General features: G+C 41.4%; 26 protein-coding genes. 16 read left to right on the top strand and 10 right to left on the bottom strand.

Annotated elements, in window-relative coordinates:
• Positions 1 to 60: 60 nt before the first annotated feature.
• The 9 genes from BLP52_RS03775 to comE all read left to right on the top strand — a co-directional run bounded on the left by BLP52_RS03775 (position 61) and on the right by comE (position 9,407).
• Positions 61 to 3,249, top strand: coding sequence for a tetratricopeptide repeat protein (locus BLP52_RS03775; protein WP_091708832.1), 3,189 nt, complete (start codon positions 61 to 63; stop codon positions 3,247 to 3,249).
• A gap of 55 nt (positions 3,250 to 3,304) precedes the next feature.
• Positions 3,305 to 3,961, top strand: a complete 657-nt coding sequence (locus BLP52_RS03780) for an HAD family hydrolase (RefSeq protein ID WP_091708834.1) — start codon at positions 3,305 to 3,307, stop codon at positions 3,959 to 3,961.
• Between the two features lie 100 nt (positions 3,962 to 4,061).
• Positions 4,062 to 4,784: a tetratricopeptide repeat protein gene (locus BLP52_RS03785; RefSeq protein WP_091708836.1), complete on the top strand. Its 723-nt coding sequence runs from the start codon at positions 4,062 to 4,064 to the stop codon at positions 4,782 to 4,784.
• Between the two features lie 153 nt (positions 4,785 to 4,937).
• Positions 4,938 to 6,188, top strand: coding sequence for a cysteate synthase (locus BLP52_RS03790; protein WP_091708838.1), 1,251 nt, complete (start codon positions 4,938 to 4,940; stop codon positions 6,186 to 6,188).
• A gap of 15 nt (positions 6,189 to 6,203) precedes the next feature.
• Positions 6,204 to 6,968, top strand: a complete 765-nt coding sequence (locus tag BLP52_RS03795) for an ATP-binding cassette domain-containing protein (RefSeq protein WP_091708839.1) — start codon at positions 6,204 to 6,206, stop codon at positions 6,966 to 6,968.
• Positions 6,965 to 7,663: a GTP-binding protein gene (locus tag BLP52_RS03800; RefSeq protein WP_091708841.1), complete on the top strand. Its 699-nt coding sequence runs from the start codon at positions 6,965 to 6,967 to the stop codon at positions 7,661 to 7,663. Before BLP52_RS03795 ends, BLP52_RS03800 begins: the two co-directional genes overlap by 4 nt.
• Positions 7,664 to 7,666: 3 nt before the next feature.
• On the top strand, positions 7,667 to 8,308 hold the full coding sequence (locus BLP52_RS03805) for a (Fe-S)-binding protein (RefSeq protein ID WP_091708843.1): 642 nt from the start codon (positions 7,667 to 7,669) through the stop codon (positions 8,306 to 8,308).
• 14 nt (positions 8,309 to 8,322) lie between these two features.
• Entirely contained in the window at positions 8,323 to 8,847 is a 525-nt protein-coding gene (gene comD, locus BLP52_RS03810) for a sulfopyruvate decarboxylase subunit alpha (protein ID WP_091709188.1), read from the top strand.
• On the top strand, positions 8,772 to 9,407 hold the full coding sequence (gene comE, locus BLP52_RS03815; RefSeq protein WP_238380709.1) for a sulfopyruvate decarboxylase subunit beta: 636 nt from the start codon (positions 8,772 to 8,774) through the stop codon (positions 9,405 to 9,407). The genes comD and comE overlap by 76 nt, the downstream gene beginning before the upstream one ends.
• On the opposite strand, the gene BLP52_RS03820 is transcribed toward comE, so the two are convergent.
• From BLP52_RS03820 to mdh, 6 genes are all read right to left on the bottom strand, one after another.
• The gene (locus BLP52_RS03820; protein ID WP_238380710.1) at positions 9,376 to 10,659 is read right to left on the bottom strand and encodes a methanogenesis marker 16 metalloprotein; all 1,284 of its coding nucleotides are present in this window, start codon (positions 10,657 to 10,659) and stop codon (positions 9,376 to 9,378) included. The two genes, comE and BLP52_RS03820, sit on opposite strands and share 32 nt — an antisense overlap.
• Positions 10,660 to 10,761: 102 nt before the next feature.
• Positions 10,762 to 11,895, bottom strand: coding sequence for a hypothetical protein (locus BLP52_RS03825; RefSeq protein WP_091708847.1), 1,134 nt, complete (start codon positions 11,893 to 11,895; stop codon positions 10,762 to 10,764).
• 79 nt (positions 11,896 to 11,974) lie between these two features.
• Positions 11,975 to 12,925, bottom strand: a complete 951-nt coding sequence (locus BLP52_RS03830; protein ID WP_091708849.1) for a tyrosine--tRNA ligase — start codon at positions 12,923 to 12,925, stop codon at positions 11,975 to 11,977.
• A 62-nt stretch (positions 12,926 to 12,987) separates the two neighbouring features.
• Positions 12,988 to 13,728, bottom strand: coding sequence for a tRNA(His) guanylyltransferase Thg1 family protein (locus BLP52_RS03835; RefSeq protein WP_091708850.1), 741 nt, complete (start codon positions 13,726 to 13,728; stop codon positions 12,988 to 12,990).
• 3 nt (positions 13,729 to 13,731) lie between these two features.
• On the bottom strand, positions 13,732 to 14,001 hold the full coding sequence (locus BLP52_RS03840; RefSeq protein ID WP_091708852.1) for a PRC-barrel domain-containing protein: 270 nt from the start codon (positions 13,999 to 14,001) through the stop codon (positions 13,732 to 13,734).
• A gap of 107 nt (positions 14,002 to 14,108) precedes the next feature.
• Positions 14,109 to 15,032 carry a malate dehydrogenase gene (gene mdh / locus BLP52_RS03845; protein WP_091708854.1) on the bottom strand — a complete coding sequence of 308 codons (924 nt, stop codon included), beginning with the start codon at positions 15,030 to 15,032 and terminating at the stop codon, positions 14,109 to 14,111.
• A 174-nt stretch (positions 15,033 to 15,206) separates the two neighbouring features.
• Here mdh and BLP52_RS03850 point away from each other — a divergent pair, with 174 nt between their 5' ends.
• The 4 genes from BLP52_RS03850 (at position 15,207) to BLP52_RS03865 (ending at position 19,438) form a co-directional block, all read left to right on the top strand.
• Positions 15,207 to 15,956, top strand: coding sequence for a ribonuclease H-like domain-containing protein (locus BLP52_RS03850; RefSeq protein WP_091708855.1), 750 nt, complete (start codon positions 15,207 to 15,209; stop codon positions 15,954 to 15,956).
• A 7-nt stretch (positions 15,957 to 15,963) separates the two neighbouring features.
• Positions 15,964 to 17,760, top strand: a complete 1,797-nt coding sequence (gene uvrC, locus BLP52_RS03855; RefSeq protein ID WP_091708857.1) for an excinuclease ABC subunit UvrC — start codon at positions 15,964 to 15,966, stop codon at positions 17,758 to 17,760.
• A gap of 93 nt (positions 17,761 to 17,853) precedes the next feature.
• On the top strand, positions 17,854 to 18,585 hold the full coding sequence (locus BLP52_RS03860) for a glucose-6-phosphate isomerase family protein (RefSeq protein ID WP_091708859.1): 732 nt from the start codon (positions 17,854 to 17,856) through the stop codon (positions 18,583 to 18,585).
• 97 nt (positions 18,586 to 18,682) lie between these two features.
• The gene (locus BLP52_RS03865; protein WP_091708860.1) at positions 18,683 to 19,438 is read left to right on the top strand and encodes a DUF128 domain-containing protein; all 756 of its coding nucleotides are present in this window, start codon (positions 18,683 to 18,685) and stop codon (positions 19,436 to 19,438) included.
• Between the two features lie 53 nt (positions 19,439 to 19,491).
• Here BLP52_RS03865 and BLP52_RS03870 read toward each other — a convergent pair whose 3' ends face one another.
• Positions 19,492 to 20,868 (bottom strand): RecJ family nuclease, encoded by a 1,377-nt coding sequence (locus tag BLP52_RS03870; protein WP_091708862.1) that lies wholly within the window; start codon positions 20,866 to 20,868, stop codon positions 19,492 to 19,494.
• A gap of 8 nt (positions 20,869 to 20,876) precedes the next feature.
• Entirely contained in the window at positions 20,877 to 21,374 is a 498-nt protein-coding gene (locus BLP52_RS03875; protein ID WP_091708864.1) for a hypothetical protein, read from the bottom strand.
• A 150-nt stretch (positions 21,375 to 21,524) separates the two neighbouring features.
• Between BLP52_RS03875 and BLP52_RS03880 the strand changes: the two genes are divergently transcribed.
• Together BLP52_RS03880 and BLP52_RS03885 are read left to right on the top strand one after the other, a co-directional pair.
• Positions 21,525 to 21,707 carry a hypothetical protein gene (locus BLP52_RS03880; protein WP_091708865.1) on the top strand — a complete coding sequence of 61 codons (183 nt, stop codon included), beginning with the start codon at positions 21,525 to 21,527 and terminating at the stop codon, positions 21,705 to 21,707.
• Positions 21,708 to 21,717: 10 nt separating this feature from the next.
• The gene (locus BLP52_RS03885; RefSeq protein ID WP_091708868.1) at positions 21,718 to 22,137 is read left to right on the top strand and encodes a secondary thiamine-phosphate synthase enzyme YjbQ; all 420 of its coding nucleotides are present in this window, start codon (positions 21,718 to 21,720) and stop codon (positions 22,135 to 22,137) included.
• 86 nt (positions 22,138 to 22,223) lie between these two features.
• Here BLP52_RS03885 and BLP52_RS03890 read toward each other — a convergent pair whose 3' ends face one another.
• Entirely contained in the window at positions 22,224 to 22,622 is a 399-nt protein-coding gene (locus tag BLP52_RS03890; protein WP_091708869.1) for a DUF1699 family protein, read from the bottom strand.
• 540 nt (positions 22,623 to 23,162) lie between these two features.
• On the opposite strand from BLP52_RS03890, the gene BLP52_RS14295 reads away from it, so the two are divergent.
• Positions 23,163 to 23,975 (top strand): hypothetical protein, encoded by an 813-nt coding sequence (locus BLP52_RS14295; protein ID WP_154717786.1) that lies wholly within the window; start codon positions 23,163 to 23,165, stop codon positions 23,973 to 23,975.
• Between the two features lie 16 nt (positions 23,976 to 23,991).
• Here BLP52_RS14295 and BLP52_RS03905 read toward each other — a convergent pair whose 3' ends face one another.
• Positions 23,992 to 24,738 carry a MinD/ParA family ATP-binding protein gene (locus BLP52_RS03905; RefSeq protein ID WP_091708874.1) on the bottom strand — a complete coding sequence of 249 codons (747 nt, stop codon included), beginning with the start codon at positions 24,736 to 24,738 and terminating at the stop codon, positions 23,992 to 23,994.
• Positions 24,739 to 24,780 lie beyond the last annotated feature (42 nt).

Below are 24,780 nucleotides of genomic sequence, written 5' to 3' on the forward strand. Positions count from 1 at the left end.
TTTCAATTACTATATCAGATTACAATTATTAGCACAATTTTTGATTAGTCAGGTAATGTTATGGTCTCTAAAAACTCTGTCCTCAGCATAATACTCCTGTTGGCTTTGATCTTTTTTTGTCCTTTAGCTGACAGTCTGGGTCAGGAGGCCAGGGATTTCAACTCAATTGCAGTTTCGATGACTGAGAACGGATCTTATAATGAAGCGATTAATTATTATAATAAAGCACTTGAGGCAGAACCTGATTACATTCAGGCACTTGATAACAAGGGCTCTACACTTTACCTGATGGGTGATTACAATGACGCCTCAAAAATATTTGACCGTATACTTTCCATTTATCCTGATTCACCTGCAGCCCTTTTCAAAAAAGGTATGGTCCTTTCCAGTCAGGGTCAGGATGAAGAAGCCATTGAATATTACAACAGATCACTTGTGCTGATTGTCAATGAAAGCACATTCGATTATGAAAATGTCTTTGACATTGGTATCTTTTCACTGGTTGATATTTCAAATGACTGTGAAACTCCTGAAATATCATTTGACCCAAGGTTGCCAAGTGTCTGGTACCAAAAAGCAGTTTCTCTTGAAGCTCTTGGAAGATATAACGAATCTATGTACTATTATGATCAGGTTATTGATCTTGCAGAGTCTCAATCTTCTGAATTTTCAATGACCGCAGCCAGTCTTTATGAACTGAACAAGTACAACGACTCGATCGATTATTATAACAGGGCACTTGAGATAGAACCTGATAACTCAAAGTACTGGTATGGAAAAGGACTGGCATATGATGGACTGGATGATTACCAGGCAGCAGTCTCTGCTTATGATGAGGCTATCTATTACGATTCTGAAAACATCAATGCTATCTATAACAAAGCCGTTGACCTTGACAAAATGGGTCAGCCCGATCTTGCGGTAGTACAATACAATGCTTACCTGGCACTGGATCCATATGCTGTTGATATCTGGTACAAGATGGGAACTACCTATGAAGAGCTTGGAGACTATGGATCTGCACTTAAAGCTTACAATCAGGTGCTTGTGTATGAACCTGAAAATGGTGAGGTATGGACCCGAAAAGGTGATGTTCTCGACATACTGGGAAGATATCAGGAAGCCATTGATGCATATGATAAGGCACTTCTGGTAGGTACTGATAACAAGGCTTCAGGTACTTATGGTGCAGGAGCCGGGCTTTTTGGAATGCCTGTGGAAGTATCAGACTGCTATTCAGAAACACCGGATATCAAATCCAGTTCCGCACTTATATGGTACAACAAGGGTCTTGCTTTCTACAAGATGGGCAACTATGAAAGTGCAATTGAAGCATTAGGTAATGCGGCTGCAACTGAATCCGATCATCCTCTATTATGGTATCATATGGCAGTTTCTTATGAGAAGCTCGGAATGTATGAGGAAGCTGCAAGTTCATATGAAAAATCAGTTAAAGTAGACAACTCATGCCCAAGGATATACTATGATCTTGCACTGGATTATGATCGTTTAGGTGAATATAGTTCTGCTCAAAGGGCTTACACTAAGGCCATTCAACTGGAACCTAACTTCACAGCTGCCTACTACAACAAAGCTCTTGACCTTGATAATCTGGAAAAGTATGATGAATCTGTAGACGTCTATTCAAAGGTTCTTGAACTGCAGCCTGCTTCCATTGATGCATTGCTCAGAAAAGGAAATGCATTGAATAAGATTGGCGAATATGAAGAAGCAGTCGGCTGTTATGAACAGATACTGCAGATCGATCCAACTCACGCTGTGGCAAAATTCCAGCTAGAAGTGAACAGGGATATCCTTGAAAGTGCAAATAGGAGTTCTTCCTGTTATGTTGCTCCTTCAACGGTTTTTGGTGTCATGGACGATGATATTTTTAGTTCTGACATCTTTATATGGTATTCATCAAATCCGTTTGAAGGCTCTTACTCTACCAGTTTAAATAATGCTGAGATATTGGGTGATGTAGTTACGTATGATAATGTGTGGGTTTCCAGAGGTTTAACTCTTGAAAGTTTATCCCTGAACAACCAGGCAGTAGAATCATACACTACAGCTTTACTTTTAGATCCATCTTCTTCTGAAGCATGGGTCAGTCTTGCATCTTCTTACGAACAACTGGGTAAGTATTCAAATGCCATCACATGTTATGAGCAGGCAGTGTTGCTTGATCCGTCTGACAAGGCTGCATGGTACAGTAAAGGTCTTTCTCACTTTAACAATGGTGACAACCAGTTAGCTGTGGAATCCTTCTCCAAGGTGCTTCTGCTAAATCCTGGTAACCTTGCTGCTCTTTATTATGAGGCAATGGCTTATGATAATCTGGGAATGTACACTGAATCTCTAAAATCCTATGAGACTATCCTCAAAAATGATGCCCAGAATACAGATGTCTGGTACAAGGCAGGTTCAGCTGCATACAAACTTGGACTCTATGACAAATCTATAGATTCTTTCAACCGTGTACTGATGTATGATCCGACCAACGTATCCGTGCTTAAAATGCAAAGCAATTCAGCTGTGGGTCTTGGAGAATATGATGCTGCGCTGGGATATTATGGCAGGATACTTGAGGTAACACCGGCTGATTCAATCACACTCTTTGGAAAAGCTTCCACATATACCATCCTTGAAAGATATGATGAAGCAATTGAAACTTACGATGCAATACTGGAACTTGAGCCTACCAATGTGAGAGCACTGAACAGCAAAGGTTTCACTTATTATCTGATGGGTGATCTTGATGGTGCTACATCCTGCTTTGAAGCGGCAGCAGCAGAAGACCCGGCGAGTGCATCTGCATGGTATCATCTGGGTATGCTATCTTATATGAGAAGTAGCTACAAGGGTTCTGTCTATTATTATGATAAAGCTCTGGAAATTGATCCTTTATGCATTACTGCATGGTATAACAAGGGCTTTATACTGAACATAATGGGCGAGGTAGATGCTGCAGTGGAATGTTATGACAAGATACTGGCAATTGATCCAAACTCAGCATCAGCACTTTATAATAAACAGTTTGCTCTCTATCGTGTCGGTAAATCAGTGTCTGCCGACGAAACCAAAGCAAAACTGGAGGCAATAGATCCTGGCTTTACAGCAGCCCTTGATGACAGAGGTACTAAGTTCTTCCTGCCAACGTCATATAGTGATACCCTGGATTACGAACTGCCATCCAGATGGTATTCAGATACTGCAGGCAGTCTGGATAATACGACTGCAAATGCATGACCCATGTCTGAGCTTATCACACAAACTTTATTGTGGATAAAGCCAATTAGGGCCCATGCTCAGTTCCCTTATTTTTGATATGGATGGCGTGCTTGTGGATTCCATGCCCTATCATGCCGAGGCGTGGATGCAGGTCTCCCGTGAAGTAGGTGCCAATGTTACATCCGAAGACATATATGAAATTGAAGGCGCCAATCACAGACTGGGTTTACAATGGCTTTTTGAGAAAGCAGGTGGAAACATCGATCCTGATCGATATGATACAATTTTACAGAGGAAAGTGGAAATATTCACCAGTATTGCCGATGTCAAACCATTCAATGGAATGGCAGATTGCCTTAAGGCAATGAAAAATAATTTCAGACTTGCGGTGGTTACAGGTTCTGAGCGTGTGACTGTTGAATCCTTTATGGACCAGTTCTTCCCTGGTATTTTTGATGTGATCGTTTCCGGTGAGGATGTGCATTATGGAAAACCATATCCTGAACCGTATCTTAAGGCTGTTGAGCTTCTTGATATTGAAAAAGAAGAATGTCTTGTGGTGGAAAATGCTCCCATGGGAGTTGAATCCGCAAAGAGGGCAGGTCTTTATTGTGTGGGTGTGCCCACGTATGTTTCCCCGGATAAACTTTCACAGGCGGATATTGTGTTGGAGGATCATGCCTCATTAACAGATTATCTTTATACTCATCTCAATAATTGTTCACAATAATTCGGACTTTCTTTTTTACAATGACTTTATCGTTTGTCAAAACGTCATGATTGGAAGTTGTTCGTAAGTTTTTAAAATAGATTGTTCTATATTATTTAGCATGGAAGATAAAAGCGAAGTTGACATGAAAGCTGTAATGAAGGATAACCTGCAAAGTCTGAAAGAAAGTTTCCATGAAACGCCAAGCATGGAATATCTCCTCCAGATAGTTGCTACCTATCGTGGACTTGAAATGACCGAACGCGGAGTTGGTTTTGCAGAAGCTTTCCTTATGCAGATAGAGGATGAAAAGGAAAGACTACTTCAGACATCCATGATCTTTGAGATGGTAGATCTTAATGAAGAAGCTCTCTCTTATCTTACAGAGGCTATGGATAAATATCCTGAAGATACACAGGTAAAGAACCATCATGGTATGCTCTTAAACAAGAGTTCAAAGTTTGAGGACGCTCTTTTGATCTACGATGGATTACTGGAAAGCAGCCCTAAATCCCTGGAATCTCTTTCCGGGAAACTGATAGCTCTTATAGGACTTGGAAGACATGGTGATGTGCTTAAAATCTATAAGACTTCAATTACTATCACTCCTTCATCACCTCAGGACTGGCACTTCAAAGGAGTTATCGATGGTCTTCTTAAGGATTATTTTGACCATGAAAAAGGTAAATCGATTACTGAAGGGCAGGCAGAGAAGTTATCCAAAAGCTTTGATTCAATAACTCATATAATGGATGGTCTTGGACCGGAAGTCAGCAATTTCTATATGATGGGCAATTTTGCAGGTAAAGAGATTTACCATGAAATTCTGGAAAATAAGTCCTGAATTGAAAACTTGAGGCTGAGTTCCTCAAGTTTTTGTAAGGAACTGCAATATTAGTGTCCGTTTTGTACGTAGTTTTTTTTGATATCTTCCATTTTAGGAAAATCTATCTGGTTTTAGGGTAACTTTTATAACAGCTTTTTCCTCATTCGTTATATGGACAAATATAATGTAAAATGCCTGCTGTGTGGCGAAGTCCACGACCCGTACTCATTGAATTGTAAAAACGGGGACGAATCTCTTCTTCGTGCATATTACACAGAAAAACAGTTAATTCCAACTGACATGCCAGGTATCTGGAAATTTTATAACTGGCTTCCTGTTGACGGTATTATTGAGGAAGGCTCCGGCAAAACTGTAACTTATAAAAGCGAGGCTTTAGCTTCCGAACTAGAACTTGATGACCTGTGGATTGCCTTTAATGGCTACTGGCCGGAAAAAGGAGCAGATCTTATGACCTGCACTTTCAAGGATCTTGAATCTTTCCCGACAATGCAGAGGCTTAAGGAACAGGATGAACAGAGAATAATGGTGGTGGCATCCGCAGGCAACACTGCAAGGGCATTTGCCAATGTTTGCAGCATAACAGGACAGCCACTTCTCCTTGTAGTTCCTAAGGAAAGTGTTCACAGATTATGGACTATACGTGATGACAATCATTCAATTTGTCTTGTAACAGTTGAAGGTGATTATTTTGATGCAATTTCCCTTGCAGGTAAGATTGCTGCCAGGGATGGATTTGTTAATGAAGGCGGTGCCAAGAACGTAGCAAGGCGTGATGGTATGGGTACCGTTATGCTTGATGCAGTACTGACCTCAGGCAAGGTCCCGGACCACTATTTCCAGGCTGTAGGAAGCGGAACTGGCGGAATCTCAGCATGGGAAGCATCTCTGAAATTACTTGATGACGGCAGGTTTGGAGAAACACTTCCAAAGCTCCATTTAGGCCAGAGTCTGCCATGTGCACCTTTGTATTCACTATGGAAAGGTGTTGATGCGGTAGATGCTGCATGTCCGGACGGGATGTATGATGACGTTTTATTCAACAGGAAGCCACCTTATGCTCTGAAAGGCGGTGTTAAGGATGTGCTTGAAGCAAGTGGAGGCGACATTTACGCTGTAACTAATGAAGAAGCATCCGCTGCCCAGAAACTCTTTGAGAAGTCAGAGGGAATCGATCTTAACCCGGCCGCTGCGGTTGCAGTTGCAACACTTGTGCAGGCTATCGAAGCTGGAACTGTAAAACCGGATGAAAAAATAGTCCTGAACATCACCGGTGGCGGACAAAAACGATTGATGCAAGATTACGAATTAAAGCAATTACCTGTTTCACTCGAAGTGTCAGCAAAAGATGAAGATGCTGAAGACAAAGTAGTAAAAAAGGTAGCAGGAGTATTTGGAATTTGATGATTGGTGTGCAATATGAGTGAAATAATAAATCTTACTATACTGGGCGGAGTCAACAAGGAAGGAGCTGACGAGCCTATAAGATCAGTAGAAATTTCCAGCGGTGAGATTGTGGGCATTGTAGGTCCCACAGGCTCCGGGAAAAGCACTCTTATCGACGATATCGAACAGCTTGCCCAGGGCGATACTCCAACCGGCAGGACAATTCTTGTTAACGGAGAAAAACCTGATGCAAACATACGTGTAGACCCACGAAAGAAACTTGTTGCTCAGCTTTCCCAGAATATGCATTTCCTTGCAGACATGACAGTTGAGGAATTCCTGCAGATGCATGCACGCAGCAGGGGTAAGGATGAAAGTCTTGTCTCAAGAGTTATTGAGCTTGCAAACACACTCACAGGAGAGCCAATTGCTCCACACCACCACCTCACAGCTCTCAGCGGTGGTCAGTCCCGGTCACTTATGACTGCGGATATTGCAGTAATAAGCGACTCTCCTGTGGTTCTCATTGATGAAGTTGAAAATGCAGGTATCAAGAAGCAGGAAGCTCTCCAGTTACTTGCAGGTGAAGGAAAGATCGTTGTTGTTGTCACACATGACCCGGTACTTGCTCTTATGTCCTCACGCAGGATTGTCATCAGGAATGGTGGTATGGTTGACATAATCACCACAAGCCAGGAAGAGCAGAATGTCTGCTGCAAGATAAGTGAAGTTGACAACTGGCTCATGTCCCTGAGGGAAACCATCAGGCGTGGCGATATTGTGGAGCAGGTTGCATGAAGCTGGTAGTAGTTGCAGGTACACCAGGTTCAGGAAAGACCTCTGTTCTTTTACACACCATAAAAGCTCTCATGAGAAATGAGAAACGTCCTGCAGTTGTTAAGGTAGACTGTCTCTGGACCGATGATGACCAGCGTTTCAAGAGGCTGGACATTCCTGTACATGTGGGACTTGCCAAGGACATGTGTCCTGATCATTTTACTATTTACAATACCGAGGAAATGCTCAGGTGGGCAGAGGATGAAGGTGCCGATGTCCTGCTGAGTGAAACGGCCGGACTTTGCCTGCGCTGTGCTCCATATCCTGACGAATGTCTCGCAGTCTGTGTTATTGACGTTACAACAGGACCTAACACTCCACTAAAGGTTGGACCACTACTCACAACTGCCGATATAGTTGTCATGACAAAAGGTGACCTTGTCTCCCAGGCAGAGCGTGAGGTATTCAGGGAACGTGTACTTGAGGTAAATCCAGGCTGTAACATTGTTGAAGCCAACGGACTGACAGGTAAAGGTGCTTTTGAACTTGCAGAACTTATCCGCTCCGGTCCTGATGCTGTTGATAATATGCTTCTGCGTTACAATCCTCCACTTGCAATATGCTCTCTCTGTACAGGTGAGACCAGAGTTGCAAGAAAGCATCACATGGGAGTCCTGAGAAACCTTGACGGTTTCATGGAATACAAGGGGGAATAACCCTTGAGCGAAATTGAAAAACTACTTCCAGGTTACAACTGTGGAAGTTGTGGCTTCCGTCAGTGCAGGGACTTTGCAGCGGAACTTTCAGAGAAGAAAAACGCAGAAGAACTGCATAAATGTCCATTCCTTTCCCGTGATAATTTCAAGGATAATGTGGATAAAATCCTTTTTCTTCTTGGAAAAGATGTCCCGATGGCCGAAAAGATAATAGGTATTATTGATGGTCAGGAAGCTGATTTTATACTTGCACCTCTGCGGGATGAATGTTCATGCAGAGAAGATATCCATCCATTTGACGGTTCCATTGAAATAGAGGTTGGTGACATACTTCGTTACAGGCCATTGGGATGTCCTGTTACCCACTTTGCAAAGGTCATTGACAAAGTACCGGGAATATACACGGTCCACATGGTAGGGCCGCTTCACAGGCTTGGAAATGATGATATCAAGTTCAAGGATGTTGGTCTCTGTATGATACTGGCCTTTGACGGTAAAGTGGCAAAGGGCAGGATCCCTAAAGTCGGCCAGACAGTACGTTTTGTTCCTGAATACTGCATGATGCAGAAAGTTCACTCCGGCATGGTTGTCGGAGTTGAAGGAAAGAACGTGCGTATAGAAGCTATTGATCTTAAAGTATGGTAAGAATGGTGATTTTTATGACAGGTTTGCCAGAAGTTCTCACTCCGTCTGAAGCGGTATTCAAAGGTATAAAGGACGCAGGAATTGATTTTATTGTTAGTGTTCCCTGTGCCAATCTCAAGGAGCTCATTCCCATGGTTGATGAAGCTCCAGAAATTCTTCATCTTCCGGTAACCCGTGAGGAAGAAGGCGTGGGAATCTGTGCAGGAGCCTATATGGGTGGTAAAAAAACTGCTATGCTTATGCAGAATTCCGGACTTGGAAATTCAATTAATGCTCTTGCATCACTGGATATGCTTTACAATATCCCGCTTTTGATGATAATGAGCCACAGGGGTGTGGAAGGCGAACCAATTGTTGCCCAGGTGCCAATGGGTGAACTCACTCCAAAATTGCTTGATACTATGGAGATTCCCTATTTTATGCCGGAAAGTGGTGTTGACCCGGCAGACCTTATTGTAAAAGCATGGAATACGGCAGTGGAAATGAAAAAGCCGGTTGCAGTACTTTTACCAATTCCATTCTGGAGGAAACAGGCATGAAACGCATAGATGCTATCAATGAGATTGCTGCAAAAGTAAAGGAAAGCGGTGCTCTGCTCATAGGCAATATCGGAATTCCATGTAAAGAGATTCATCATGTTTGTGACATCCCGACAAATTTCTACATGCTTGGTTCCATGGGACTGGCTTCTTCAATAGGGCTCGGTCTTGCACTTGCACGACCTGACAAAAAGGTTGTTGCAATAGATGGCGATGGTTCCATCCTCATGAATATGGGAACTCTTGCAACCATAGCTACACAGAGTCCTGAAAATTACCTGCTGGTAATAGTTGACAACGGAGCCTACGGTTCAACAGGTAATCAGCCCACTGCTACGTCTGTTGTAACTGACCTTGCAGCAGTTGCAAGAGGTGCCGGTAACAGGGATGTTCTTGAAGTATCAACTCCAGAAGGACTCAGGGATGTGCTGAAAAAAACAGAGAAAGGTATCATTGTTGTAAAAGCAGAGCCTGGAAATACTGATGCTCCGGTAATAGAAATGACACCTGAAGGAATAATTAAGAGGTTTATGGATATATCCTCTCAACCATCTCATTGAGCTTGAATTCTCCGCTCAATATCTTTTCTTTCAATTTTTCTGCCATTTCTTCTGCTCTCTTGCGGTCAGACTGCCGCAGGACAATAGGTACATCCTGATGCTTTCCTTCCATTTCAAAGTGAAGGGTTCCAAGTTCGGCAGTGAAAACTCCTCCCGGACAGACAGTTGAGCAGAATCCACAATTGAAGCACTGGTATCTATTAAGCAATATTCTATTGTCTTTGCGCTGAATTGCTTCCATTGGGCAGTCCCTGATAGGTTTGCAGACCTCACAATCAAGACATGCATCAGGATTGAAACTTATTGCACGGTCAGTATTTTTCCATGCATCTGCATAGGTGCTGCTGCCAATCATGACTCTTTTATCGACATCGTTTACAACCATTGGAATGTCACTGTCTGTCTGCAGGGCAGCATCAAGTACAGACTGGCTAGTGACTGGTATAGCAATTGCCCATGATGCTATGCACTCCGGTCCGGCGGATGTTTTGAATCCTCCCATTAGGGCTGCGTCCATCTTGTGCATATCGGCAACGCCTGTGAGATTTGGTTTTGCAGGGCTGCTGCGTGTTCCTTCTCCGATAACGAAACCTTCGGCTCCGTTCATGAGTACGCGTGTACCAATTCCAATTGTTTCCATCTTTGGGTCATTCTGAACCGGATTAATCTCTCCACAACCGGAAAGCGTTGCACCGTGCATGTCAGGGCTGAATTGGGTTGCATGGAAAATAGTATTCACAGGTTTATCGGAACCATTTACAAAAGCTGCATAATTCTTGAATGCATGTCTTGTGGCATAGAGTTTGGCAAAAGGCATATCCACCAGTTTAACCTGGCTTTCTATTGTTTCTTCTTCATTTGTTACAACAGAAACATTAACTTCCTTTCCTTCAACAAGTTCCCTGAAAACATGTCCGGCACCGTAATTGTGTTTGAGGACTGAATGTGCGGTTCCAAATACTATCGCATCGACGATTCCAAGACTTTCATTCGGGCATGGTCCAACATGTGCAGGAACGCCGTTGAGAAGCACTTTTGAGGCTCGTTTGAAACATACGGGGGAGTTTACAGGGAAGGACAGAACAGCATAAGTTCCGCTCATAATGGCTCTTGTTGCGGTTGTAACAACGTCCACATCCATGCTGGAAACGTCTTCTCCTTTGTCCACAAGTTCGGATATCTCCTGAGCTGTCATTACAACAGCTTCTTTATTTTCTAATTTCTCCCTGATTTCAGCTACTGAACGTTCCAAAACTATCCCTCATAAATTGGTTACCATTATTCGCTTAAATATTAATTCAAGCGTAAGTAAATATAGAGCTAAAAGTAAAAAAAGGTTGCAGCATTTGCTGCATTAATCAACATTAAGGATGCTGGCAAGTTCCAGACCTTCGCTTCCAAGTTCTGCGAGCTGGTCAAATGCCTCTTCCTTAGTTATGTATTTCTCGGTTCTGGTTCCGTCAGATGCTTCAATCTTGATTGTGATCTCATTTTTGACATAACCCTTTTCCAGAGATTCGCTTACAATTTCACCGTACTGCTCAGCAATAAGTTTCAGGCAGTCAAATACCTCATTGTTGCGTACTGCATCCTGTCCGTCAAGAAGTATCTGGGTAAGTTTCTGGTGTTTGATGAAAAGTTCCATGTACTTTTTAACATCGTTTACAACGCCTGAAACGTCGTCGATGTTTAATGACTGTAACAGTTTTTCATCACCAGTTATTTCGAATTCTCCCTGGTATATCTGGTATGCATCACTATCAGAAACAATCTTGAATTTCTGGTCACCTTTCTTGTTCTCAAAACTCAGATCAATGTGTGCGACACCATCAAAGTTCATAGAAGTAATTGTGTAATCAGAAACATCAATCATTTTTACCTTGTTTTCTTTTGAGAAAATACCTGCTTTGGTCCAGGTTGGCAGGGACAAGTCGCCATAGACTTCCCTGACGGAAAGAATATCGTGAGCATAAACAAGGTCGCAGGAATATTCCATTCCTGAAAAAGATGCTTTCAGAGTTCCTTTCAGAGTTCCGTCTTTTGAGGATACTGAGTATGCTTTGTTCGCCCCGTATATGCCGGACTCAAAAAGAGGATTCAGATTGTTCAGCAGGTCCATTTCTATTTTATAGATACCACTTTCGGACTGCCTTTTAATCTGTTCCAGTTTTAGGTTGAGTTCCTTGAGTCCTTTGTCAGCAGTTTCAACGCATGCATCAATAACTGAGTTTCTGCATTCAAGAATTTCTTTTTCCTCTGCACCCTTTGAACGCTCATCCACGTATTGTTGAACGTCCTTGCTAAATTCCTCTATTTCTCTGATCCTTGCTTCAAGAGAGGATATCTCTTCAGTTTCTTCCTCACTGAGCTCAATTGCAGAATTTTCAAGTGGCAGGACCTTCTTTGCCATTTCTATGAAATTGTTAAGGTCCTGAATGAAATCTCGTTGTAAAGGTAATTCGGTAGAGTCCTGAAATGTATACTTCATCCTAATCCCCGTCTTGTTTTTAATCTTATATTCTTGCAGACATAATATATAAATTACTACTCAGGGGATGAAGCGTATTTTAAATTACGCTTCTGACCACTTCAAGTATCATGTTCATGTACTTTGTAGCACCGTTCTTCAGATCCATTGGATGAAGTTCCTCGGATGCGAATACTTTCTCCAGTTCCTCATAACCCTTGCATACAAGGTTGCCACCGAATTTTTCAGGTCTTTCAAAGACAATCTTTTCATATCTTGGGCAGATGTGATATTTGAAAAGCTCCATTACAGGATTATCTTCAACCTGTCCTGCAGGGCAGAATGCCTTCTTCATCTTCTTCTTCAGGTCTGCTTCACTGTCATCAACGGATATGAAGTTGTTATTGGAAGATGACATCTTCTCACCGTCAAGACCGAGAAGTATTGGTGTGTGGATACAGAGAGGTGCTTTAAAACCAAGTCCAGGAAGCCCTTCCCTTCCAAGCATGTGGATCTTTCTCTGGTCAATTCCGCCAACAGCAACGTCAACATCAAGCATTGCGATGTCGACTGCCTGCATGATTGGATAGACCATCTGGGATACTGCCGGATCATCCATCTTTCTTCCGACTTCGTCCATACTCCTTGTTGCTCTGTTCAGGGTTGTGCTACGGGTAAGTTTCAGCACGTTAAGGATGTATTCCTGTCCAAGCTGGTAATCAGAGCCATAGACGAATCTGGTATTCTCCTCGTCAAGTCCCAGTGCAATAAAGCATCTTTTATTGTAATCTGCAATCACACGTACCTCTTCAAGTGTTCCCTTCTTGTTGAGGTATGCGTGTACATCTGCAAGAAGTACAGTGATCTTAAAACCGGCTTTCTGAAGGTCGAGAAGCTTGTTTACAGTAAGGACGTGTCCCATATGGATCTTACCGCTTGGCTCATATCCGACATAGGCTGTAGGATGTTCCTTTGTTTCCAGAAGCTGTTTAAGTTCGTCCTCAGTCACTATTTCCTGTACATTTCTTTTTATAAGCTCAAGTTTATCCATAGGTTCACCTTATAACTCGTGGAATCTATAATCACATATGTCTTTAAATGCTTTTTCTTATTTTACTCATCTGCATTTTTAGAAAGAAGTTTTTCCAGAAAACCCTCCCCTTCTTCAGAAGAGAATAAAGGAATTTCGTATTCAGAAAACACTTTTGTCCTTGTGCTGGTGGTTTTGACATTAAGGCGAGGGTTGAATCCTTCTATCTCTGTCTCTTTTTTCATTATCATAATTCCACGCCTCTGCCACGTAGGAACTTTTGAGATATTGATCTCTCTTTCAAAAAGCAGCTCATGCATGTCAGATGCTCCCTTGTTCTTAAGCATCTTTGCAGCTTCATGTTCATTCATACCTTCAGAAATAAGAGTGTAGTAAGCGTAGGAGTTAATGCAGTTACGCCATGCTTCATCCTGTCTCCAGATGAGATATTCACGAACATCTTCTTCGTGCATTGGAATAATTCTGGAGTCAAATGAAACAGGTTCTTCTGGATTTAGTGCCATGCTAAAAGCACTGCTAATGTAAGATGGAATTATCGAGTCCAGTTTCTCGATCCTGCCGTCAAAGGCATTGTCTCTGAAAAAGAAACTGATCTCATCAGAAAAAGTATAAGCAAAAACAGGGCTCAATCCGCTTTTCTTAAAAAAGGCTTCAATAGCCTCTACAATTGCGGATGTGAACCTTTCATCATAGGGTTTCTCAAAACCCATGCGTGACAGCGCATTCTTAAAATTCCTGCCATCAATGCGCACGACCACAGGCGGTATGCAACGCAGATCTGAATAGATCTCTCGCCTCTTCATGGATCAGTCTTCTTCTACCACTTTATTGGCTTTCTTGAACTTGTTAACAACGTTTCTTACAAGTACGATATCTCCTGCGGTGACGACCCATCTGTAAGGAATTATGACTCCTCTTGAAGTAACGTCAAAAATATCTCTGTTGATGTCAGAAACAGCAATTCCTCTGACCTTTCTCTCGTCAACATCTAACACAAGGTCAGCGACTTTACCTACATATGTACCTGTTTCGGTATAAATGTTCAATCCAAAAAGTGAAGTTATGTCTGCACGCATGATATCCCTACCCTCTTTTATTTTACTTATATATGAATATTTGTATGTAAGTCGGAAATTCCGTATCTTATGTCCTGTTTTCAGAACATTTCCTTTTTTTCTTATAATTATATCCTTATGATTGCAATCCCTTTCTTAACTGCTTCAGCCGACCTTTGCAGAGCACTTGTTTCCTCATCTGTGAGTTCCAGTTCGATGATCTCTTCAACTCCGCGTCTTCCAAGTTTTACGGGCACTCCGAGACAGATATCATGCTGTCCGTATTCTCCGTTAAGGAATGCAGATGCAGGAACTATTTTCTTTGTATCATTGAGTATGGCTTCAACCATAATTGTTATAGCTGCTGAAGGCGCGTAGAATGCACTGCCGTTCTTCAGGTGACCCACGATCTCAGCACCTGCATTGACTGTCCTGTCAACTATTCTTTTGATAGTTTCATCATCCATAAGCTTGCTCAATGGAATTCCTGATACAGTTGAATACTCAGGGAGTGGTACCATTGAGTCTCCATGTCCTCCGAGTACCATAGCACTAACATCCCTGACTGAACAGCTCATTTCCTTTGCAATGAAGGATGCAAAGCGGCTTGAATCCAGCAGACCGCTCATTCCGAATACTCTGTTCCTGTCAAACTGGGTACAACGAAGTGCTGCATAGGTGATGATATCAAGAGGATTTGTTACAGTCATAATTATGGAATCTGGTGCATATTTCTGAATATTCTCACAGACCTGCTGTGTGATCTTGATATTAGTTGCCAGAAGATCACTCCTGTCCATTCCCGGCTTGCGTGCAATTCCTGCTGTTACCACGACAATATCTGAGTCTGTGATGTCTGCATAGTCATTAGTCCCTGTAACCTCAACATCGTAACCCATAAGGGGGGCCGCCTGGAGTATGTCAAGCGCTTTTCCCTGTGGCAGTCCTTCAACTATGTCAACCATGACAACATCTGCTATGTTAAGTTCTGCAAGTCTCTGAACTGTAGTGGCACCTACATTGCCTGAACCGATAACTGAAACTTTGTTCATGTTTATCTCCTGATGAGTTTGATTTGATAATATGGTAGAATGATATAATTACTTCTTCAAATAATGGAAGTTGAATCCAATATGTATATATCGGAGCTTATTTTATTTAGCACTTGCAGCCAGAAAACATAATTTATCAATACCTTCTGTTATAACTGAAAAAGGGAATACATCATGCTTACAAGTACTTACATTCATATGCCGCGGATCGGTGCAACCGTGGAAAAAAAGATATGGTCAAATGGGATAAAAACCTGGCAAGAATTCATGGATAACCATGATTGTCTCTTGATTCCACCTTCCAAAAAGGATATGATAATGACAGGGATACGGGACTCAGTAGAACATCTTGAGGCTCGCGATTTCGAGTTCTTTGCAAGATCATTGCCCTCTTCTGAACACTGGAGGGCTTTCAGGGAATTCTCCGACAAAGTGGCTTATGTGGATATAGAGACCACTGGTCTTTCTCCCGGCAGTTCCTCAATAACGGTTGTCGGGATATATGATGGAAAGGAAGCCAGGACATTTGTAAAAGGCATTGACCTTGATGATATTGTGGACATATTCCCGAAATACGAGTTTCTTGTAACTTTCAACGGAGCAAGGTTCGATCTGCCTTTCATAAAGCGTGAATTCCCTGAGATTAAGTTCAACCAGCTTCATGCGGACCTGATGTATCCATTGCGCCGTATAAAGCTCTCAGGTGGCCTGAAAAAGATAGAATGTGACCTTTGTATCTCAAGGGCAGAGGAAACGGTAGGTATCAGTGGTTTTGATGCTGTACGCCTCTGGCATCAGTATGAAAGCGGCGATGAAGAAGCTCTTGACCTTTTACTGAAATACAACCGTGAAGATATTGTCAATCTCAAAACTATCATTGATATGACACTTCCTCGTTTTATAGAAAACAAATTCTCTGAATAAGTTCCACATGAAGTTCGATCTGAAAACACTTCCTGCACTCCCTGGTGTGTATCTTATGAAGGATACTTCCGGGGATGTGATCTATGTAGGCAAAGCAAAATCCCTGGATAAAAGGGTTCGTCAATATTTTCAGTCAAAGAGAAATCTCTCTCCTAAAACTGTCACTCTTGTAAAACACATAGATGACATTGAGTATATCGTTACTGCTTCTGAGCTTGATGCCCTTGTACTTGAAGCAAATCTTATCAAAAAGTACAAGCCTCGTTATAATGTCCGCCTGAAGGATGATAAACGATACCCATATGTCAAGGTCACTATTAATTCAGAATTTCCACGTATATTCCTTACCAGAAGGCGACTTATGGACGGCGCTATCTATTTTGGTCCTTATACGAATGCAAAAGCTATCCGTACAACTCTTGATGTTATTTCCCGCATATTCATGCTCAGGCAATGCAAAAAGAAAATAGAGCCCGGAAAAACCAGACCGTGTTTAAATTATCATATCAAACGTTGTATGGCTCCGTGTAAAGATGGTCTGGATAAAGAAGAGTATCGCAGGCGGGTCATGGAAGCTGTCAGACTCCTGAAAGGTGAAACTTCAGGTCTTCTGAAGGAACTGGACAAAAAGATGAGTGCTTTTGCAGAGAAGCAGGACTATGAATCCGCCGCAATTATCAGGGACCAGATCGAATCTGTAAAATCAATCTCCGAACAACAGATCGCAACATCAGGGATGGATGACCGCGATGTTATTGCAGCAGTTTCAGATGAGAAAGCCACCTACATTCAGGTTTTCTATGTACGCCAGGGAAGCATGGTCGGCAAGGCAGACTTTACGCTTCTGGGTGCAGATGCCTCCGAAAGCATTGATGAATCCATGGCTCAGTTTGTCAAGCAATATTATCAGGATTCACCTATTCCGCCCGAGATTCTTGTTCAATATGAGCTGCCTGAAAGTGAACTGATAGTAAAATGGCTCTGTCAGCGTTCCGGAAGGGATGTACGTGTTCATGTTCCCCAGCGTGGTGACAAGAAAAAACTGGTGGAAATGGCTGCAAGGAATGCCGAAATGTCAAAACGAATGGCAGGATTGAAATCAACACCATCAGAATCCGCTATTGAAGCACTGGAAGCATTGAAGGATGTACTTTCGCTTGAAACACTTCCTCTTCATATCGAAGGTTTTGATATTTCCAATATTTCAGGAACAAATCCTGTAGGTTCCATGGTTTATTTTGAGAACGGGATGCCTGCAAACAGTAAGTACCGACAGCATAACATCAAAACCGTAAAAGGAATTGATGATTTTGCCATGATGGCTGAAGTGGTTCACAGAAGGTATTCACGTTTACTGAAGAATAAAGAACCATTGCCAGATCTGATTCTTATAGATGGAGGGCCGGGGCAGGTAGGCGCTGCAAAATCCTCTCTTGATGCCTTAGGAATTGAAATTCCAATGATAGGTCTTGCTAAGAGATTCGAGCATATAATCACTACTAAGAAAGGTCCTGATGAGGTTATAATTCTCCCTCACAGTTCACCTGCACTTAAACTATTGATGCATATTCGTGATGAAGCCCATAGATTTGCGGTAAGTTCTCATCGCAGGAGACGTTCTGCAAGTTTGACTCATTCAGAGCTGGATTCTATTCCCGGTGTTGGTTCTTCAAGAAAAAAGGCCTTGCTTGAGAATTTTGATTCCATTGATAAAATAAAAATGGCATCTGTGGAAGAGCTATCATCGTTAGATGAAATTAGTGAAAATCTTGCCCGAAAGATATTGGACCATCTAAACAAATAATCAAATCTAATTAATCTATTTGCGGCAAAAATAAATACTGTGGGTTCCAATATTGATTATACTGAATTTGTGCAAATTATAAAGTGTGATCATATGGGAAAGGAATTGGAGTTTTACGGGAAAACACATAATCCTGATATCAGGATGTTACATGACATGGATGAGGTAGTACACGATCAGCCGTGGCTGCGTTCACAGGATAACATTGAACTTTATTACATGTATCGTGATCTTTCAGCAAATGAAGAAGATCATAAAAGAATAGTTGATAACAGGCTAAGGTATGATATTACAATAATTCCGCCTGCAATGCTAGGTGATGAATATGTCAAGACAGCAGGTCACTATCATCCGGCTGTGGAAGGTCACAATATCTCTTATGCTGAACTTTATCAGGTGCTTGAAGGCAAAGCAACATATCTTCTCCAGAAAGCTGAAAACGGAAAGGTTGTTGATGTTATTGTCTGTGAGGCATCAGCAGGTGATATTGTACTTGTACCACCTGATTACGGGCATATAACCATAAATGCTTCACAGGAAACATTGAAAATGGCTAACTGGGTATGTCGTGATTTCTCATCCCTTTATGACCCAATCAAGAAGCTTTCCGGCGGAGCGTACTATCTGTTAAAGGATGGTTTCGTAAAAAATCCTGATTATCCGTCTGTGCCTGAGATCAGGTATGAGAAACCCCATGACTATCCTGAAGCAAATTTGTTCTGCGGAACTGATATGTATGTCATGGTAAAGGAGATTGAAAAACTTGATTTCCTCGTGCATCCACAGAACCATCCTGAGATATTCGGACGGATGACATCTGTCTGAATCCTGTTCTTTATGCAAGACTTATGCGAAACTATAAATGTCTGGCAGTTACTAGTTCTTAGAAATAAAGCAGTTACAAAACGGTAGAGGTATGTCTTTGCAAAGGAACCAGCGCATTCAGTTCACATCGTCTAAAATAGAAGACCTGATGTTCAGGACCACCTTCAATCCTAAAACAATGGAAGGTGATGTTATTGTGAACCTTTCTCTCATTGATAAACAGGATTTTGATGATGTTCTCAAGATCTTCAGTATGGCTATCAATAGCGGGCTCTCTGTAAGTCCGCTTCTTAAGATTCTCCATGAAGGGGATTCAATAGGTGACCGCAAGATCGGTGAAGGCGAGGTCGGCTTTGCAACGGTGTGCAGTATTACTATCGATGGTCTCCTCCTCAAAGCAGGTGTCATGGTAAAACCACGCTTTGGAGGTCTTGTTGAGATCCGTGATGGTGAACCTGTACGTTTTACAAATGTGCTGACATACCAGAGCACTACAATTGACCCTCTTGAGGTTCTCATGTCACAGGAACTGACATCTGTGATGAGTATGCTTAAAACAGGTTCTGGTAAGATTCTTGCAAATCTGCGTGAGGCCCCAATGGTTGCCAGGGATGTCATTGACAGCACACTGGCTGATATGGTGGATGCCGGAATAAACGGAATTCTTGAAGTGGGTGAACCAAATACCAGAATACTTGATGTTCCGGTTGAGCGTGACCACCTAGGCATTGTGGTAATTGGTGGTACCAATCCTATGGCTATCGTTCAGGAACACGGAATTCCTATCAGGACAAATGCAATGTCCACTCTTATTGATATTAATAAATTATCCCACATCAACGACCTTGTTTGATGTGGATTTAAATATCTTTAAAAATAGCTTAAATCTCGTTTTTAATCATAATTTCAGCTTAACTGGGCAGCGATTGCCGAGTTAAGTTTCTGAATGAACTCTTCTTTTTTGCCAAATGGCACCGTCGCTCCGGCAGCGATATCATGTCCGCCGCCAGCTCCTCCAAGTTCCTGACAAACTACACTCAATGCTTCTGCAAGGTTAAGTCCTCTGTTAACGAGTTCCTGAGTTCCTCTGGCTGAAACCTTGTAGCCATCATCTTTATCTGCAAATGCTATTATCGGCAGTTTACGATTGCCTGCAGAGGAATGGCTCATTCCTGCAACAATTCCTACAATGGTCTCAGGGATTGTGTTTCCTGCATCGAAATACTGGAGGTGTGAGAGTTCAGTTATCCCGTTATCCTTGACAAAATTAAGTCCGTCAACAAGGTTCTTACGGTGGTTATGCAACAGTTCCTGGGCTTGTACATATGCTTCGTCCCGATCTCCCATGCATACCTGCATTCCGACCTCAGCCTGCATGTATCTTCCGGTTGCATTCAGGAGTGTTGAATACTCAGTTGCATCCCTCATTTCAGTGCCTTCTTGTTCTGAAAGCAGAATATAGCCCTCAGATACAAGTCTGCCAATGTTGTAAGAAGAAATACCACTTTGCATTGCATGCTGCAAAAGTGAGGATGTGACTTTTTTCTTCTCATCTTCTGACAGATCTATCCATCTTCTCCACTTCTCATCGTTAGCGAACTGAAGTCCTATCCTTGCCAGGAAATCAATACATGCATCCTCGTTGCCCGTAAGCCCTGGGATGAATGGATCAGATGAGAATTGCAGCATTTTATAGACTGGTCTAGTTTGCTTTCCGAAAAGTGAAATGTCTGCAACTGATGATATGACCTCGGGATTTGTGTCCAGTATCATTCTATTGAGACTCACAAGTTTTCCATACTTCCTGTATTGCATGTCCCCGACACAACCTACTATAGCAAGATCTGCAAGATCACGGTTATCCCCAAGCTGGGTTGCAAGTATGAACGTGGTCCCTGAACCACTTATCTCATAAGAACCATTTGCTCCGAAGAGATGAGGATTAAGGTGGAATTTAGTATCTCCCTGAGGTCTGTGGTGGTCTGAAACAACTGCATTCACTCCATAGTTTGTGATGTGTTCAAGTTGTCCACTTCCAAGGTCAGTGAATATGGTAAGTTCTGGATTGATATCTGCAATCTCTTTTACAATAGTTTCATCAAGCTGTTTGACAAACATCATGTCGTATCCAATACCTGCTCTTTCAAGGGCTTTTGCAATGATGGCTCCTGATGTTATACCGTCTGCATCGATATGTGATACTAACTGCACCTCATCATATTTTGTTATCTCTTCAGCACATTCCCTAGCTTTTTCTGCCATCATTACCATGGTTTCAGACATTTTATCCTCTATTGTATCAACCTGAGTTTCTTCCACCCTTTTGGGTCTATCAGGTACTTATTACTCTCTCTTTCGATCCGGGGGTATCCCTGTATTTCCTCAACTGTGATCTTTGCAGTTCCTTCTTCATGATATCTCCGGCACAGTTCGGTCCATGGGACCATGTATGCTTCCCGTGTGCGTCCCACACCCATTCTAAGTTCAACTGCAAGGAATCCTGTCCTTCCGGATCTTAATAGGAAATCAGATATCCTATCTATCTGGTGCACACCATTCTTATCTGTTGTGAAATGTTGTGTAAAATAAAGTGCCTTTGCACCTTTGTCCACTGATATACTTTTACATTCAATTCCCATATAATGGTCCGGGTCAAGCGAATCTACAAGAACATCCAGGAACTGTGAAGTGAACCTGTGTTGTTTCAGGCGGTAGGCTATACCTTTCATTTTCTTCTCTTCAAAGAATGTGTTGAATGACTTGACAAGTTCCCTTTCAAATTCTGTCATTGATGAATCACGTTTTTTGAATTATATTATTTTTAATGTTATATTTAATATTGTACTGTAGGGTGAAAGTATTCATATGCATTATTTCATGTGAACTGAAACTTTCTGCTGTTCGATAGATTCATGTATATCTTTACTCAATTAGCAGTGATGATTAAGAAAAATCTGGAAATCATATCTTCAATAGGCTCAGTAATACTATTGATTATAATGTTTGCTCTTTCACACATGATCAGGAATTCCATCCATCAGGAATATGGATTTATTGTATCACTTGTGGTATTCATACTTGTCATGTCTGTTATTGGTTTAAAGCTGAACGAAATGAATTGAGGCTTGATAGTTGGCAGTTTACAGCGGAAGCTTTGGTATTGACACAAAAGGAAATGCAGATATAATCGATATTACGCCAGAGGTATCAGACCTTGTAGCTTCATCAGGTCTGAGCAATGGCATTGTTCTTGTTTACGTTCCCGGTTCAACTTCTTCTATAACTACGATCGAGTATGAGCCCGGACTCATACATGACCTGAAGGCAGCTCTTGAAAGGCTTGCTCCCGAAGGAATTGTTTATCAGCATAATGAGAAATGGCACGATGGAAATGGTCATTCTCACATACGTGCTTCTTTCATTGGGCAGAGTGAGTCGTTTCCGCTGATGAATGGGGAATTGCTTCTTGGAACCTGGCAACAGATAATTCTGGTGGATATGGATAACAGACCACGTTCCAGAAAAGTTTTCGTTCAGATATGTGGTGAATAACGTACAGTAAACAGTTGAATACTGTATATGTGTGAAGTGTATAAAGAAAGAGTTTTTCCGGCTTTTGCCGGAAGTGAGTGAGTATTTTATTCCTGTTTTACGAGGAATTTGACAAAGTCCGGGCTAAGTCTTGTTTCCCTGATCATCTTGTCTTCGACTTCTTCGTCAGAAAGTCCGTCCTGCTTGTACTGTGCAATACGGTCATACACGCTCTGTGAAACTTCGGAGTACTCGTTGATGTCCTTTCTGTGACCCCATACGTCTCCTTCAAGAAGCTCAATTCCCTGCATTTCAAGGTACATCTTTGCAGAGTTTGAGATGGTTCTCTTGTATGAGCTTGGAATGTGAAGTGCCTTTACGTTTGGACATTTCATTATAAGGGAAAATATGTCTGTGTTTGATGGTCTGAATGCGAGGTGGATAATCTCTTCGTTTGGACCAAGTGAATTGATCTCTTCTTTTGAACTTACAACTCTGATTTTCATGTTTTACCTTCCTTTTTTTTACGTTTTTTGCAATTTTTATTGCGAATGCATGAGAAATTTACTCTCTAAAAATTAGTGTATATACAAACTTTTATTTAAAGGTTGCTGATATAACGTTATATTACTGATCTAAAGTAGTTCAATGATATAATTTCTTAATTATTTATAATTGTACTCTCCATACAAAACCAATATCATTTGATTCTCTCTTACTTTATACTAACTGTTATTTACGGATTTTTTGATATTTTCGTTTTATTTTTTTGTAAATAATTAAAAAATAGTTTTTTTATATTTTGCAGTTAATATAACTATTATTCAGTTGCCCGTTGAAAATATTCATTTTGTTCATGAACACTCTGTGACGTGTGTATCTGTATTATACAAGTACATTTTCAGTTTTATTTCCAATGTATATACAACTACTATTTCTCTTTATTTTCTCATCCACCAAAAAGAAACATGTAACGACATCTTTTTAGTTACTCATTTTTATTCGGATGTAAAAGCTTATATAAATACGCTTCCATTTTAAGAAACGTGTATCCCAAACTGTTGCCAAAGCTAAGAGTAAAAAATGATGTAAAAGTAGTTTACATTGCCTTTGGCGTAGTTTTGACCTATTTTTCCATATACATGCCTGACTTTATGGAAGTCGTTGGTATCGACAATGTTCAGATAAGTTCCACAGTATCTTTTAGTGCACTAAATGGTATGCTATTTGGACCATTTTGGGGTGCACTCATAACTCTCTCGGGTTTCTCTCTATACAAAATAAGTGCTGGGACTTTTTTTACAATGAGCGCGTTTTCGTTACTCTCATTAGCATTCAATGCCATGACTTCAATAGTATCGGGTCTTGTTGTCAACCGGGAACATAAAGCTGCAAAGACCATCTTCTTTGCTCTTATTTGCATGTGGTACTTATCTCCTGTGGGTAGGACTGCATATATGTATCCCTGGTATCATTTACTGGTCCTGGGAGCATTCGTTTATTTCGACAGGCTGATTCTTAAAAAGAGCGTCACATCTAAATTGTTTGTCTTTATTTCTTTGTTCTTTGCCTCACTAATGGGGGTTCTGACAGACCATATGGCAGGCAGTATAGCATATCATCTGCTGTATGATCTTCCTGCAAGTGCATATAAATCTGTAATATTGGTCTACCCTGTTGAAAGAACTATTCTGGCATTCTTCCCGGCATTCCTTGTGTATGTACTTATAGTAGTTTTCAAGGACATTCTCCTTTCAGCAGGGGATATAGAAAAGGATATCAGTGATCGTAAATCCCGCGATCTGGATGAATATATAAGAAATGATGTTCTGGATATCCTGAAAAATGACGAAAAATAATGAATTAAAGTAATGATCACTTCATTGCTTCTATTTTTTCTTTGATAGATATTATACTTTTTGAGAACAGGTGTTCGGGTTCTGTATGAACGAGGATTTCATTCTTTCCTCTGGTTGCTATCTCACACATACAGGGTATTGTAGCAAGAACAGGCACACCATATCTTTTTTTGTCAATCATGTCAAGACAATTATTGTGGGACATATTGTCTATAATACCACATTTTTTATCAAGAAGAGAATAAACACCATTGATCAGCTGCTCAGTACAACTGGTACAGGCATTTGTATCATTGTGTACTATGATCACCACATCAGATGCTGCCACTGCATTAATTGACTCATATTCTACTCCGGGGCTGGTGTCGAATATTATTACATCCAGGTCTTTTTCAGAAAGCTCTCTCTTTCCGTTCATGAGTGCTTTCAGGGCACTGGCCTGCCAGTCGCGGTCTTTGCTTACCAGATCCCTTATCTCTCTGATATCCGGGTTTGAAAAACTCAGATATAAATGAGCTTTTGTGTCCATTTCTCCCTTAACATCGGTAAGTGTATCCTTTATGCTACATTTACCTGAAAGAAAATCATTTATCCAGAAATGGCTCTTTGGTTCAAACATGGAGCAAAGTGAAGGTCCTCTAAGATCTAGATCTATAAGACACGTGTTCTTCCCGGCAGATGCAAAAGCGACTGCTAGGTTCATCGCAATACTGGTTTTCCCTGTACCGCCTTTGGAAGAATGGATTGCTAATGTGAGTGTCATGTTAATTCATTGATTGGTTCAATTTGGGTATAGCTATATTTC

Source organism: Methanolobus vulcani (assembly GCF_900100715.1).
Lineage (GTDB): Archaea > Halobacteriota > Methanosarcinia > Methanosarcinales > Methanosarcinaceae > Methanolobus > Methanolobus vulcani.

Excerpts from the sequence above, each read along its gene's own strand:
- BLP52_RS03800 (WP_091708841.1), top strand. The coding sequence starts at position 6,965 with ATGAAGCTGGTAGTAGTTGCAGGTACACCAGGTTCAGGAAAGACCTCT.
- BLP52_RS03890 (WP_091708869.1), bottom strand. The coding sequence starts at position 22,622 with ATGAAAATCAGAGTTGTAAGTTCAAAAGAAGAGATCAATTCACTTGGT.
- BLP52_RS03775 (WP_091708832.1), top strand. The coding sequence starts at position 61 with ATGGTCTCTAAAAACTCTGTCCTCAGCATAATACTCCTGTTGGCTTTG.
- BLP52_RS03825 (WP_091708847.1), bottom strand. The coding sequence starts at position 11,895 with ATGAAGTATACATTTCAGGACTCTACCGAATTACCTTTACAACGAGAT.
- BLP52_RS03840 (WP_091708852.1), bottom strand. The coding sequence starts at position 14,001 with ATGCGTGCAGACATAACTTCACTTTTTGGATTGAACATTTATACCGAA.
- BLP52_RS03790 (WP_091708838.1), top strand. The coding sequence starts at position 4,938 with ATGGACAAATATAATGTAAAATGCCTGCTGTGTGGCGAAGTCCACGAC.
- BLP52_RS03850 (WP_091708855.1), top strand. The coding sequence starts at position 15,207 with ATGCTTACAAGTACTTACATTCATATGCCGCGGATCGGTGCAACCGTG.
- BLP52_RS03880 (WP_091708865.1), top strand. The coding sequence starts at position 21,525 with ATGATTAAGAAAAATCTGGAAATCATATCTTCAATAGGCTCAGTAATA.
- BLP52_RS03795 (WP_091708839.1), top strand. The coding sequence starts at position 6,204 with ATGAGTGAAATAATAAATCTTACTATACTGGGCGGAGTCAACAAGGAA.
- BLP52_RS03905 (WP_091708874.1), bottom strand. The coding sequence starts at position 24,738 with ATGACACTCACATTAGCAATCCATTCTTCCAAAGGCGGTACAGGGAAA.
- comD (WP_091709188.1), top strand. The coding sequence starts at position 8,323 with ATGACAGGTTTGCCAGAAGTTCTCACTCCGTCTGAAGCGGTATTCAAA.
- BLP52_RS03875 (WP_091708864.1), bottom strand. The coding sequence starts at position 21,374 with ATGACAGAATTTGAAAGGGAACTTGTCAAGTCATTCAACACATTCTTT.
- BLP52_RS03830 (WP_091708849.1), bottom strand. The coding sequence starts at position 12,925 with ATGGATAAACTTGAGCTTATAAAAAGAAATGTACAGGAAATAGTGACT.
- mdh (WP_091708854.1), bottom strand. The coding sequence starts at position 15,032 with ATGAACAAAGTTTCAGTTATCGGTTCAGGCAATGTAGGTGCCACTACA.
- BLP52_RS03835 (WP_091708850.1), bottom strand. The coding sequence starts at position 13,728 with ATGAAGAGGCGAGAGATCTATTCAGATCTGCGTTGCATACCGCCTGTG.
- BLP52_RS03860 (WP_091708859.1), top strand. The coding sequence starts at position 17,854 with ATGGGAAAGGAATTGGAGTTTTACGGGAAAACACATAATCCTGATATC.
- BLP52_RS03785 (WP_091708836.1), top strand. The coding sequence starts at position 4,062 with ATGGAAGATAAAAGCGAAGTTGACATGAAAGCTGTAATGAAGGATAAC.
- comE (WP_238380709.1), top strand. The coding sequence starts at position 8,772 with ATGGAATACGGCAGTGGAAATGAAAAAGCCGGTTGCAGTACTTTTACC.
- BLP52_RS03780 (WP_091708834.1), top strand. The coding sequence starts at position 3,305 with ATGCTCAGTTCCCTTATTTTTGATATGGATGGCGTGCTTGTGGATTCC.
- uvrC (WP_091708857.1), top strand. The coding sequence starts at position 15,964 with ATGAAGTTCGATCTGAAAACACTTCCTGCACTCCCTGGTGTGTATCTT.
- BLP52_RS03870 (WP_091708862.1), bottom strand. The coding sequence starts at position 20,868 with ATGTCTGAAACCATGGTAATGATGGCAGAAAAAGCTAGGGAATGTGCT.